This window comes from Agromyces sp. NPDC058126 (assembly GCF_042884595.1).
In the GTDB taxonomy this organism is placed as follows: domain Bacteria; phylum Actinomycetota; class Actinomycetes; order Actinomycetales; family Microbacteriaceae; genus Agromyces.
In genome coordinates, this window is record NZ_JBHVTS010000002.1 from 160,077 (window position 1) to 172,684 (window position 12,608).

A 12,608-nucleotide genomic window follows, 5' to 3' on the forward strand; every position below is an offset into this window, starting at 1 on the left:
CGGACTCGGACCTACGCGCCGAGGGCCGCGTACACCTCGCGGAGGAGGGTCGCGGTCTCGGACGGCGTCTTGCCGACCTTGACGCCGGCGGCCTCGAGGGCCTCCTTCTTGGCCTGCGCGGTTCCGGCCGAGCCCGAGACGATCGCGCCGGCGTGGCCCATCGTCTTGCCCTCGGGCGCGGTGAAGCCCGCGACGTAGCCCACGACCGGCTTGGTGACGTTCGCCTTGATGAAGTCGGCCGCGCGTTCCTCGGCGTCGCCGCCGATCTCGCCGATCATGACGATCGCCTTGGTCTCGGGGTCGGCCTCGAACGCGGCGAGCGCGTCGATGTGCGTGGTGCCGATGATCGGGTCGCCGCCGATGCCGATCGCGGTCGAGAAGCCGAGGTCGCGCAGCTCGTACATCATCTGGTACGTGAGCGTGCCCGACTTCGACACGAGGCCGATCGGGCCCTTGCCGGTGATGTTCGCCGGGGTGATGCCGACGAGCGACTCACCGGGGCTGATGATGCCCGGGCAGTTCGGCCCGATGATGCGGGTCGTGCCGCCCTTCTCCTTGGCGTAGGCCCAGAACTCGGCCGAGTCCTGCACGGGCACGCCCTCGGTGATGATGACGAGCAGGGGGATCTCGGCGTCGATGGCCTCGACGACGGCGTCCTTCGTGAAGGCCGGCGGCACGAACGCGATCGACACGTCGGCGCCGGTCTCGGCGATGGCCTCGGCCACGGACGCGAAGACGGGGAGCTCGACGGGGTTGCCCGAGGCATCCGTGTGCAGCACCGTGGTGCCGGCCTTGCGGGCGTTCACGCCGCCGACCACCTGGGTGCCGGCCGCGAGCATGCGCGCGGTGTGCTTCGAGCCCTCGCCGCCGGTGATGCCCTGGACGATGACCTTGCTGTCCTTGTTGAGGAAGATCGTCATTTTCTCGTACGCCCCTTACGCGTTCGCCAGCTCGGCGGCCTTGTCGGCGCCCTGGTCCATGTTCTCGGCGAGCGTCACCAGCGGGTGCGCGGCCTCTTCGAGGATGCGGCGGCCCTCGACGACGTTGTTGCCGTCGAGACGCACGACGAGGGGCTTGTTCGCGGCCGAGCCGAGCTCGGCGAGCGCGCCCACGATGCCCTTGGCGACCTGGTCGCAGGCGGTGATGCCGCCGAAGACGTTGACGAACACGCTCTTGACCTGCGGGTCGCCGAGGATGATGCCGAGGCCGTTGGCCATGACCTCCGCCGAGGCGCCGCCGCCGATGTCGAGGAAGTTGGCGGGCTTCACGTTGCCGTGGTTCTCGCCGGCGTAGGCGACGACGTCGAGCGTCGACATGACGAGGCCCGCGCCGTTGCCGATGATGCCGACCTCGCCGTCGAGCTTGACGTAGTTGAGGTCGAGGGCCTTCGCGGCGGCCTCGAGCGGGTCGGCCGCGGCCTTGTCCTCGAGCAGCGCGTGGTTCGCGTGACGGAACTCGGCGTTCTCGTCGAGCGTGACCTTGCCGTCGAGGGCGATGACGTTGCCGTCCTCGTCGAGGATGAGCGGGTTGACCTCGACGAGCGTCGCGTCCTCGCCCTTGTAGACCTCGTAGAGCTTCACGAAGACGTCGGCGACCTTGTCGACGAGCTCGGCCGGGAAGTTCGCGGCGACCGCGATCTCACGGGCCTTGGCCGCGTCGACGCCGGCGATCGGGTCGACCTCGATGCGCGCGAGCGCCTCGGGCTTCTCGACGGCGAGCTGCTCGATCTCCATGCCGCCCTCGACGCTCGTGAGCGAGAGGTACGAGCGGTTGGCGCGGTCGAGCAGCACCGAGAAGTAGAACTCCTGCGCGATGCGGGCGCCGCCGGCGACCATGACGCGCTTGACGACGTGGCCCTTGATGTCGAGGCCGAGGATGGCCTTCGCCGCCTCGTACGCCTCGTCGGGGGTCTTCGCGACCTTGACGCCGCCGGCCTTGCCGCGGCCGCCCGTCTTCACCTGGGCCTTGACCACGACGACGCCGCCGAGCTTCTCGGCGGCCGCACGCACCTCGTCGGGGGTGTCGGCGACGATGCCCGGAAGCACCGGGACCCCGTACTGCTCGAACAGGTCTCTGGCCTGGTACTCGTAAAGATCCACGCTCTACTTCCAATCGGTCCGCACGCGCGATCGCGCACAGGGGCTGGTGGGTTTCGGCCCGGAGGGCGACGAAAAACATCTCGACGTCAAGATAAGTGGGCCACCCTCCATGCTACTCCCCGCGCCGGGGCGCCGAGAATCGGCCGGATGCCACGGTGTCCGGCCGCCCGGACGGCTCGCTCCCCCGGCGCTCCCCCGGCGCTGCCTCGGCCCTCCCCGCCGCGGTCGCGGCGCGCCCTCGGCGTGCCGACGCAGTGCCGGAACGGGCTGCGAGACTGCCGACATGACGGATGCCTCGACCGAACCGACGCACGGCGCCGACCCCCACGACGCGAAGGTGCACGAGAAGCTCAACTGGCTGCGCGCCGGCGTGCTCGGCGCGAACGACGGCATCATCTCGGTCGCCGCCCTCGTCGTCGGCGTCGCGGCCGCCACCACCGATCTCGGCGCGATCCTCGTCGCCGGCGTCGCGTCGGTCGTCGCCGGCGCCATCTCGATGGGACTCGGCGAGTACGTCTCGGTCTCGACCCAGCGCGACACCGAGCGTGCGCTCATCGCGAAGGAGACGCGCGAGCTCGCCGAGATGCCCGAGCAGGAGCTCGCCGAGCTCGTCGGCATCTACCGCGCGAAGGGGCTGAGCGAGGAGACGGCCGAGCAGGTCGCCCGGGAACTCACCGAGCACGATGCACTCGCGGCGCACCTCGAGGCCGAACTGCGCATCTCCGAGGGCGACGTGGTGAACCCCTGGCACGCGGCCGGCGCCTCCGCCCTGTCGTTCCTCGTCGGCGCGGTGCTGCCGATGCTCGCGATCCTCCTGCCGCCGCCCGAGTGGCGCATCGCGACGACCTTCCTCGCGGTCGTCGTGGCACTCGCGATCACCGGCTGGCTCTCGGCGTGGATCGGCGGCGCACCGCGCGGCCGCGCGGTGCTGCGGGTCGTCATCGGGGGCGCGCTCGCGCTCGTCGTCACGTGGGTGATCGGCGGGCTGCTCGGCGGGGTGGTCTGACCCAGGCCGGGCTCCCCCTGCCGAGCTCCCCGGCCCGTGCGCTACCCGTTCGGCGGACCGACGCTCGGCGTCGCCGTCGTCGGCGGCGGCATCGGCACGACCTCGACGAAGCGGCGCGCCGCCAGCACGGCGACGACGCCGACCGCGGCCCCGAGCGCCGTCTCGAGCACCCGATCGCCGACGAGGGTCGCGACCGGCACGGGCGAGGCGAGGTGCGCGACCGTCAGCGCCATCGGGGTGACGAACACGAGCGCGGTGCCGTAGTGGCGGGTGACGAACAGCTCGGCCCCGAACTGGCAGATCGCGACCACGGCGACGAGCACCCAGACCGGCGGCTCGGGCCAGAGCACGAGCGCGGTCACCCCCACGCCGGCGATCGTGCCGAGCACCCGGTGCACCGCGCGCGAGACCGTGTGCGCCGCGCGTGCCGGCGGGATGACGGCGACCGCGCTGACGACGGCCCAGTACGGGTGACCGAGACCGAGCGCGAGCGCGATGCCGCCCGCGGCGAGCGCGGCCAGCACGTTCTGCACCACGTTGAGCCAGAGCCTCGGATCGGCGTGGCCGTGACGCCGCGTCGGGGTGCGCCGCGGCAGCGGCTTGAACAGACCGTCGCCCGGCGCCGCCCGACGGCCTCCGTACCTGCGGAGCAGCCAGCCCGACATGGCGAGCAGCCAGGCGAATGCGGCCGCCGCCCAGGCGACGCCCCAGCGCTGCCATCCGGTGCCGTCGTCGACGGGCTGCGCGGCGCAGACGAGCAGTCCGAACACAGCGAACAGCGGCGTCGACGGCGTGACGCCGAGCATGTTGAAGCCGACGATCACCGCCGTCACCACGAGCGCGAGGGCGACCGTCTGCGCCACGAGCGGCGCACCGGTGACCGACAGCAGGATGCCGAGCCCGGTCGCCGTGAGCTGCGCCGCGGCCGCGGCCGTGACCGTGCGCAAGCGGGTGCCGTACGGCTCGCTCCGGCCGAAGATGGCGACCATACCGCCGAACGCCGCGTACGCGGCCCAGTCGATCCGGCCGACCGCCACGAGGATCGCGAGCGGCACCGCCGCGGCGACCGCCGCCCGCAGCGCGACCTCCACGTCGAGCGCCCGTGCCGACCGCCACCAGTGGCGGAGGCTCGCGCGCCCCTCGTTCACGCGAGGCGCCCGAGTGCGAGGGCCGCGTAGCAGAGCGCCGCGACGGTCTCGCCGTCGTCGATCCCGCCCTCGCGCACCATGCGCATCACCTCGGCCCAGGGCACCGCCTGCACGGCCGAGATGCCCTCTTCGAGCCGGGTCGCGTGCGAGTCGCCGGCGTCGCCGACCCGGCGGAGGCCGGTGGCGAGGTAGACGTGCCCGACCGCACGGGCGATGCCGTTGAGCGCGGTCATGCGGCCGATCGCACGCCAGTCGGCCGCCTCGTAGCCGGTCTCCTCCGCGAGCTCGCGCCGCGCGGCGACGAGCGGGTCCTCGCCGTCGGTGCCGCCCGCGGGCACTTCGACGCTCGAGCCGACCGTGTGCCGGTCGATCGTGACGAGCAGCACCTCGTCGTCGTCGGTGAGCGCGACCACGAATGCGGCCGGGTGCGCCACCTCGACCACGCCGTAGATGCCCTGCTCACCGTCGGGTCGCACGACCTCATCCTCGATCACCCGGATCCACCGGTTCTCGTAGACGGTGCGCGAGGCTCGCGTCGGCCAGCTCACAGCTTCTCGATCGGCGCGATCTTGATGAGGAGCTTCTTCTGCCCGGCGCGGTCGAACGAGACGTGCGCGATGCGCTTCGTGCCCTCGCCGGTGACCTGCGTGACCTTGCCCTCGCCGAAGTCGGCGTGGCGGATGCGGTCGCCGGCCTCGAGGGTGAGGTCGCCGTTGTCGCGCACCGTGCCGGTGACCTTGTTCGCCCACTCGGTCTTCGGCTTCTCGGAGCGAGTGACGCTGAAGCGCTCGAGGTCGCGGTCGCGGGTGCCCCAGGCGCCGCCCTGCCCGCCGCCCTGGCCGAAGCCACGACGGGCGTTGAGCGCCCGCGGCTGCGAACCGCCGCGGCTCGTCGCCATGCCGGGCGACTGGCGCCAGTCGATGAGCCCCTCGGGGATCTCCTGCAGGTATCGCGAGGGCATCGCCACGGCGACCTCGCCGAACTGGGCGCGGCTCATCGCGAGCGAGAGGTAGAGGCGCTTGCGGGCGCGCGTGATGCCGACGTAGAAGAGCCGACGCTCCTCGGCGGGGCCGCCCGGCTCGGAGGCCGACATCTGGTGCGGCAGCAGCCCCTCCTCGATGCCGGTGAGGAAGACGGCGTGGTACTCGAGCCCCTTCGCCGTGTGCAGGGTCATCAGCGAGACCGTGCCCGAGGCGTCGTCGAGCTCGTCGGCCGCGGCGACGAGCGAGACCTGCGTGAGGAAGTCGACGAGCGTCGCGCCGGGGTTCTCGCGATCGAAGTCGCGCGTCTGCGCCACCAACTCCTCGACGTTCTCGGCCCGCGTCTCGTCTTGCGGGTCGCGGCTGTTGCGGAGCGCGTCGAGCAGCCCCGAGCGCTCCATCAGGAAGACGAGGACCTCGGAGATCTTCGAGGCGCCCTCGTTCGTGCCCGCGTCGATGCCGGCCTGCGAGGGCACGAGCATCGCGGCGGCCTCGTCGAGCACGTCGGCGAGCGCCGAGATCGCCGCGGTGACCTTTGGCCCGAGGCCGAGCCCGCCGGCCGAGCGCATCGCCTGCCGGAAGGTCAGCTCGTTCTGCTCGGCGAACTGCGCGATCGTCGTCTCGGTGGCCGGGCCGATGCCGCGCTTCGGGGTGTTCAGGATGCGTCGGAGGGCGAGTTCGTCGAGCGGGTTCGCGACCGCGATGAGGTAGGCCATCGCGTCCTTGATCTCGGCGCGCTCGTAGAACTTCGTGCCGCCGACGACCCGGTACGGCAGGGCCGAGCGAACGAAGATCTCTTCGAGCGCACGGGTCTGCGCGTTGGTGCGGTAGAACACGGCGATGTCGCGGTAGGCGACCCCCGAGCGGTGCAGCGACTCGATCTCGTCGGCGATGAACTGGGCCTCGTCGTGCGCCGTGTACCCGGTGTAGCCGACGATCTGCTCGCCGTCTCCGTCGGCCGTCCAGAGTTTCTTGTCCTTGCGGTCGAAGTTGTTCGAGATGACGGCGTTCGCCGCCGAGAGGATGTTCTGCGTCGAGCGGTAGTTCTGCTCGAGGAGCACTACCTTCGCCCCGGGGAAGTCGCGCTCGAACTCGACGATGTTGCGGATGTCGGCGCCGCGGAACGCGTAGATCGACTGGTCGGAGTCGCCGACGACGGTGAGGCTCGCCCCCGGGATCGCCCCGCTCGCATCGGTCATGCCGCGCACGAGGATGCCGTGGCTGTCGAGCTCGGTGACGATCGCCGGCTCGACCGGACGGGTCAGCTCGCGGATGAGCGAGTACTGCGCGTGGTTCGTGTCCTGGTACTCGTCGACGAGGATGTGCCGGAACCGCCGCTGGTAGAGCGCCGCGACCTTCGGGAAGGCGCGGAAGAGGTAGACCGTCTCGGCGATCAGGTCGTCGAAGTCGAGGGCGGATGCCTCGCGCAGGCGCCGCGTGTACTGCCGGAAGATCTCGAGGAACATGACCTCCTGCGGGTCGTTCATGTTCGCGTTGCGGGCGTAGGTCTCGACGTCGGCGAGCTCGTTCTTGAGCTTCGAGATCTTCGCCTGCGCGCCCGCGGGCGTGAAGCCCATGGTGTCGGCGTCGAGGCCCTTGATGATGCGCTTCAGGATCGTGCGCTGGTCGGCCGAGTCGTAGATGGTGAACGTCGACGAGAGGCCCAGCGACTCGGCCTCGCGGCGCAGGATGCGCACGCACGCCGAGTGGAAGGTCGAGATCCACATGCCCGAGGCGCTGTCGCCGAGCAGGGCCTGCACGCGCTCGCGCATCTCGGCCGCGGCCTTGTTCGTGAAGGTGATCGCAAGGATCTGGCTCGGCCACGCCTCGCGGGTCTCGATGAGGTGGGCGATGCGGTGCGTGAGCACGCGGGTCTTGCCCGAGCCCGCACCGGCGACGATGAGCAGTGCGGGGCCGCGGTACTCGACGGCCTCCTTCTGCTGCGGGTTGAGGCCCTCGGTGAGGGGCGAGCCCGCCGTGGAGGGGTCGTCGGAGCGTGCCGGGGGCGCCTCGCGCCAGCCGGCCGGGTCGTCGGGGTCGAGGATCAGCGTCATGTCGCCTTCAAGTCTAGGCGCGGCCCCTGACACCTTCCCCGTCGTTCGAGACGGCGCTACTCGGCCGCCCTCGCGAAGTCGGCGCGCGCCTCGACCCCGAGATCGGGGTGGTCGACGAAGACGCCGTCGACGCCGGTCGCGAGCACCTCGCCGAACTCCGCAGCCCAGTCGCCGTAACCCGATCGTGCGGTGCCGCGACGGCGCCCCGCCGTCAGGAAGCGGTTCTCGGGCCGCAGGGTCCACGTGTAGACCTCGAGCCCCGCGGCGTGCGCGGCCGCGACGAGGGCCGCTCCGCGCAGCGGCGAGCCCGTGGCATCCGGCGATCGCTTGGGCGGTGGGCCGACGAGACGCGGCGTGCCGACGCTCACCCCGTTGAAGCGGCCCGCCAGTCCGTGCAGCCCGCGTTCGGTCACGAAGTCGTCGTACCGCGGCGCGCGCCGCCCCTCGGCGAGCACGAGGTCCCAGGGAGCGCCCGAGTTCTCGATGAGGAACACCCGTCGGCCGCGGATGCCCCGAGCCCCGAGCCGATCGAGCAGGGTCGGCTCGAACGCCTCCATGATCAGCCGCTCGTCGCCGGAACCCCAGCCGGCAGCGCCCAGCTCGGCGGCGAACAGCTCGTCGAGGGGCAGGCCGAGCGCGTCGAAGTGCGCAGCGTGCTTGAACTCCGCCACCATCCGCAGCATCCGCCGCTGCTCGTCGGCCGCGCGGTCGATGAGCTCGAAGAGCTCGCGCAGGCGGATGATCGGGTACCGGCCGTCGAAGCTCGCGCTCGCGTGCCGCAGCGCGCCGAGCCGCTCGCGCGACCGCAGGGTCGCGAGCTCCGCCCACGTGAAGTCCTCGGTGAACCAGCCCGTGAGCGGCTTGCCGTCGATCTCGCGGGTCGTCCGGCGCCCGGCGAACTCGGGTCGCGACGCGACATCCGTGGTGCCCGAGATCTCGTTCTCGTGACGCAGCACGAGCACGCCGTCGCGCGTCGCGACGAGGTCGGGCTCGACCGCGTCGGCGCCGAGCGCGAACGCGAGCTCGTACGCCGAACGGGTGTGCTCGGGGCGGTAGCCCGGGGCTCCGCGGTGGCCGATGACGAGCGGGCGCGGGGCCAGGTCGGGCTGCATGGGCCCAGCGTAGCCAGCCGCCTCGCCTGCGCCGCGGAATTCCGCGCGGACTCACGGCGTTGTCACGGAGTATTCGGGTAGGTTTGTTCACGGCACGGATGCCGCATCCGGTCGCCGATCCCCCGCATCCGACGACAGCCGAAAGCAGAGGAACCCATGGCTCTCGACAATCCCGCATTCTCGCGGAACTCCGCCTTCTCGCAGCAGGGAGCCGTGGCCGCAGCGCAGGACGTCTCGGCGCAGCAGCTGCAGGAGATGTACAACCAGCCCTCGACGCCGCCCGCGGGCGAGACGATGTCGGTCGAGTCGACGATCGGCAAGTCGGTCGCCGGCTTCGGCCTGCTGCTCGTCGGCGCCGCGCTCGGCTGGGTGACGGTCGAGAGCTTGCCGTTCCTCTGGATCGGCGCCGGCATCGTCGGCTTCGTGCTCGCCCTCGTCAACACCTTCAAGCGCGAGCCGTCGCCCGCGCTGATCCTCGCCTACGCGGGCGTCCAGGGCGTCTTCGTCGGCGGCATCTCCGCGTGGTACGAGATGATGTACGGCGGCGGCATCGTCGCCCAGGCCGTCATCGCGACGCTCGTGGTCGTGGGCGTCACGCTCGCGCTGTTCGCCTCGGGCAAGATCCGCGCGTCGAAGAAGGCCACGAAGGTCTTCCTCATCGCGATGGTCGGCTACCTCGTGTTCTCCCTCGTCAACTTCGGCATCATGATGTTCGGCGGCGCCGACGGCAACCCGTGGGGCCTGCGCGGCGCCGACTTCTTCGGCACCGGCATCCCGTTCGGCCTCGTCCTCGGCGTCCTCGTCGTGATCATGGCCGCCTACTCGCTCGTGCTCGACTTCGACTTCATCCAGCAGGGCGTGCGCAACCGCGCCCCGAAGAAGTACGAGTGGAGCGGCGTCTTCGGCATCATGGTCACCGTGATCTGGCTCTACCTCGAGATCCTGCGCATGCTCGCGATCGCGCGCGACTAGCGATTCTCGCACCGCACTCGAACGGCCGCCCTCGGGCGGCCGTTCGTCGTTTCCCGGGCTCGGACCGGCGCGGACGCCGGACCGTCAGAACCCGAACGCCGCAGCGGCCGCCCTGATCGCATCGGCCGACGCGGCGAGCTGCGCCCGCTCGCGATCGGAGAACGGCGTGCCATGGATCGGCCGCGCGCCCTCGCCGTCGACGAGGCTCGGCAGCGACAGCGCGATGCCCTCGAGCTCGGGGATCTCGGGGCCGTGCACGGTGCTCACCGGCAGCACCGCGTGCTCGTCGCGCAGCACCGCCTCGACGATGCGCGCGCCCGTGAGCCCGATCGCGTAGTTCGTCGCACCCTTGCCGCGGATCACCGTGTACGCGGCGTCGCGCACCTGGTGCGCGATGCCGTCGAGTTCCTCGGCCGTGAAGCGCTCGCCACCCGTCCAGTCGAGGATCGGCACGGGCCCGATGCGGGCCTCCGACCACAGCGGGAACTCGGTGTCGCCGTGTTCGCCGACGATGTTCGCGTGCACGCTCGAGGTCGAGACCCCGGCCCGCTCCGCGAGCAGCCAGCGCAGCCGCGAGGTGTCGAGCACCGTGCCCGAGCCGAACACCCGCTCGGGCGGCAAGCCGGTGATGCGCTGCGCGGCGACGGTGAGCACGTCGACCGGGTTGGTCACGAGGATGATCACGGCACCCGGTGCCCGCTCGAGGAGCGTGGGCAGCAGCGTCTCGAGGATCCCGACGTTCGTCGCCGCGAGGTCCATCCGGCTCTGCCCCGGCGCCTGCTTCGCCCCCGCGGTGACGACGATGACGTGCGAGCCCTCGACGACCGCCGGATCGGCGCCGCCCGTGACCCGCGAGCGGGTGAACTGGGTGCCGTGGGCGAGGTCGAGCACCTCGGCCTCGACCTTCTCGACGGCGATGTCGTAGAGGGCGACCTCGGCGGCCGAGTCCCTGACGAGCGCGGCGTAGGCGAGGCTCGAGCCCACCGCCCCGGCGCCGACGACGGTGAGCTTGCTGTTCTCGACGACTCCCATGCGCCCAGTCTGGCAGCCGCATCCGAGACGCGGAACGGGCCATCCGGCCTGCCCCACGAACGCCGAAGGGCGCCGGCCTCGCGGCCGGCGCCCTTCGCGCACGTCAGGAGCTGGTCACTCCCACTCGATCGTCCCCGGCGGCTTCGACGTGACGTCGAGCACGACGCGGTTGACCTCGCGCACCTCGTTGGTGATGCGGTTCGAGATCTTCGCGAGCACGTCGTAGGGCAGGCGGGTCCAGTCGGCGGTCATCGCGTCTTCCGACGAGACGGGACGCAGCACGATCGGGTGGCCGTAGGTGCGGCCGTCGCCCTGCACGCCCACCGAGCGCACGTCGGCGAGCAGCACGACCGGGCACTGCCAGATCTCCTGGTCGAGGCCGGCGGCGCTCAGCTCCTCGCGGGCGATCGCGTCGGCGTCGCGCAGCAGCTCGAGCCGGTCGCGGGTGACCTCGCCGACGATGCGGATGCCGAGGCCGGGGCCGGGGAACGGCTGACGGCCGACGATCGCCTCGGGGAGGCCCAGCTCGCGACCGATCGCACGCACCTCGTCCTTGAAGAGGGTGCGCAGCGGCTCGACGAGCTCGAACTGCAGGTCTTCGGGGAGGCCGCCGACGTTGTGGTGGCTCTTGATGTTCGCCGTGCCCGCGCCGCCGCCCGACTCGACGACGTCGGGATACAGCGTGCCCTGTACGAGGAACTTGATCGGCTCGCCGTCGGCGGCCGCCTCGGCGATGAGGTCGCGCTCGGCCGCCTCGAACGAGCGGATGAACTCGCGGCCGATGATCTTGCGCTTCTCCTCGGGGTCGGTCACCCCGGCGAGTGCGTCGAGGAACGTGTCCTCCGCATCGATCGTGACGAGGCGCACGCCGGTCGCGGCGACGTAGTCGTTCTGCACCTGCTCGCGCTCCCCCTTGCGGAGGAGCCCGTGGTCGACGAAGACCGCGGTGAGCTGGTCTCCGACCGCCTGCTGCACGAGCGCCGTCGAGACGGCCGAGTCGACGCCGCCCGAGAGCGCCGAGATGACGCGGGCCGAGCCGACCTGCTCGCGGATGCGCGCGACCTGCTCGGCGATGACGTTGCCCGGGTTCCAGTCGGCGGGGATGCCGGCGGCCCGGTGCAGGAAGTTCTCGATGATGCCCTGGCCGAACGGCGAATGCTTGACCTCGGGGTGCCACTGCACGCCGTAGAGCTTGCGCTCGTCGTTCGCGAACGCGGCGACCGGGGTCGAGGCGGTCGAGGCGAGCACCTCGAAGCCCTCGGGCGCACGGGCGACGGAGTCGCCGTGGCTCATCCACACCGTCTGGGCGGCGGGCTGCTCGACGACGAGGGGGTTGCCCGAACCATCCGTGACGGTCGCATCGGTCGCGCCGTACTCGCGCTGGCCGGTGTGCGCGACCTCGCCGCCGAAGTGCTGGGCCATCACCTGGAAGCCGTAGCAGATGCCGAGCGTCGGCACCCCGAGCTCGAGCACCTCGGCGTCGAGCTGCGGCGCGCCCTCCTCGTAGACCGACGACGGCCCGCCCGAGAGCACGATGCCGATCGGGTTCTTCGCGCGCACCTCGTCGGCCGTGATCGTGTGCGGCACGATCTCGGAGTAGACGGATGCCTCGCGCACGCGCCGAGCGATCAGCTGCGCGTACTGGGCGCCGAAGTCGACGACGAGAACGGGCCGTTGCTCGGTCTGCTGATCGGTCACTGCTGTGCCTCCACGGAGTCGGGGGTGGTTTCGGATGTCTCGGGGGCGACGCTCGCGGCGGCCGCCTCTGCTGCCTCGCGGCGGTCGAGGTAGGCGGTCACCTCACGGGCGACGCGGACCTCGAGGAAGAACGAGAGGAAGGGGATGATGCCGCCGAGGGCGATCAGGATGAACCGGCCGAAGTGCCAGCGCATGAGGCTCCAGAGCCGGAAGTCGCTGAAGAGGTACACGACGTAGAACCAGCCGTGGGCGATGAGGATGCCTGTGGAGAGGTTCACGCCGGAGCCGGTCGACTCGAGGCCGGCCGCCGTCTCGATGACCGGCTCGAAGCTCAGCACGCCGTTGGGGCCGAAGGCGAAGAGCTCGAGGTGCCACACGTACTTCAGCAGCATCTCGGCGCAGAGCAGCAGCAGCATGACGCCCGTGATCACCGAGGCGACCTTGTAGAACTTCAGCGCCCCGCGAATGCGCGGCAGATCGGCGGATTTCGGCTCGAGGGGCATGCGT

Annotated in this window: 11 protein-coding genes; 2 read left to right on the forward strand and 9 right to left on the reverse strand. The window is 71.4% G+C overall.

What is annotated here, in order from left to right; all coding sequences use genetic code 11:
• Positions 1–11: 11 nt before the first annotated feature.
• Together sucD and sucC are read right to left on the reverse strand one after the other, a co-directional pair.
• Complete coding sequence (sucD, locus tag ACFVTR_RS05950; protein WP_387035602.1) at positions 12–920, reverse strand: succinate--CoA ligase subunit alpha; 909 nt, start codon at positions 918–920, stop codon at positions 12–14.
• Between the two features lie 15 nt (positions 921–935).
• Complete coding sequence (gene sucC / locus ACFVTR_RS05955; protein ID WP_387035604.1) at positions 936–2,099, reverse strand: ADP-forming succinate--CoA ligase subunit beta; 1,164 nt, start codon at positions 2,097–2,099, stop codon at positions 936–938.
• Between the two features lie 283 nt (positions 2,100–2,382).
• On the opposite strand from sucC, the gene ACFVTR_RS05960 reads away from it, so the two are divergent.
• Positions 2,383–3,105, forward strand: coding sequence for a VIT family protein (locus tag ACFVTR_RS05960; protein WP_387035606.1), 723 nt, complete (start codon positions 2,383–2,385; stop codon positions 3,103–3,105).
• Positions 3,106–3,146: 41 nt separating this feature from the next.
• Here the strand turns inward: ACFVTR_RS05960 and ACFVTR_RS05965 are convergent, their stop codons facing one another.
• Genes ACFVTR_RS05965 through ACFVTR_RS05980 form a run of 4 tightly spaced genes read right to left on the reverse strand, consistent with a single transcriptional unit; the run spans position 3,147 to position 8,399 of the window.
• Positions 3,147–4,253, reverse strand: coding sequence for an FUSC family protein (locus tag ACFVTR_RS05965; protein WP_387035608.1), 1,107 nt, complete (start codon positions 4,251–4,253; stop codon positions 3,147–3,149).
• Entirely contained in the window at positions 4,250–4,801 is a 552-nt protein-coding gene (locus ACFVTR_RS05970; RefSeq protein ID WP_387035609.1) for an NUDIX domain-containing protein, read from the reverse strand. Before ACFVTR_RS05970 ends, ACFVTR_RS05965 begins: the two co-directional genes overlap by 4 nt.
• Positions 4,798–7,287 carry an ATP-dependent helicase gene (locus tag ACFVTR_RS05975; protein ID WP_376944385.1) on the reverse strand — a complete coding sequence of 830 codons (2,490 nt, stop codon included), beginning with the start codon at positions 7,285–7,287 and terminating at the stop codon, positions 4,798–4,800. The genes ACFVTR_RS05970 and ACFVTR_RS05975 overlap by 4 nt, the downstream gene beginning before the upstream one ends.
• Before the next feature lie 56 nt (positions 7,288–7,343).
• The gene (locus ACFVTR_RS05980) at positions 7,344–8,399 is read right to left on the reverse strand and encodes a glycerophosphodiester phosphodiesterase family protein (protein ID WP_387035612.1); all 1,056 of its coding nucleotides are present in this window, start codon (positions 8,397–8,399) and stop codon (positions 7,344–7,346) included.
• 156 nt (positions 8,400–8,555) lie between these two features.
• Here ACFVTR_RS05980 and ACFVTR_RS05985 point away from each other — a divergent pair, with 156 nt between their 5' ends.
• Positions 8,556–9,371, forward strand: a complete 816-nt coding sequence (locus ACFVTR_RS05985; RefSeq protein ID WP_387035614.1) for a Bax inhibitor-1/YccA family protein — start codon at positions 8,556–8,558, stop codon at positions 9,369–9,371.
• Positions 9,372–9,455: 84 nt separating this feature from the next.
• Here ACFVTR_RS05985 and ACFVTR_RS05990 read toward each other — a convergent pair whose 3' ends face one another.
• The 3 genes from ACFVTR_RS05990 to ACFVTR_RS06000 all read right to left on the reverse strand — a co-directional run bounded on the left by ACFVTR_RS05990 (position 9,456) and on the right by ACFVTR_RS06000 (position 12,604).
• A complete protein-coding gene (locus tag ACFVTR_RS05990; RefSeq protein ID WP_387035616.1) occupies positions 9,456–10,403 on the reverse strand; it encodes an L-lactate dehydrogenase in 948 nt (315 codons plus the stop codon).
• 114 nt (positions 10,404–10,517) lie between these two features.
• A complete protein-coding gene (gene guaA / locus ACFVTR_RS05995) occupies positions 10,518–12,101 on the reverse strand; it encodes a glutamine-hydrolyzing GMP synthase (RefSeq protein WP_387035618.1) in 1,584 nt (527 codons plus the stop codon).
• Positions 12,098–12,604 (reverse strand): DUF3817 domain-containing protein, encoded by a 507-nt coding sequence (locus ACFVTR_RS06000; RefSeq protein WP_387035620.1) that lies wholly within the window; start codon positions 12,602–12,604, stop codon positions 12,098–12,100. The genes guaA and ACFVTR_RS06000 overlap by 4 nt, the downstream gene beginning before the upstream one ends.
• Positions 12,605–12,608: the final 4 nt, after the last annotated feature.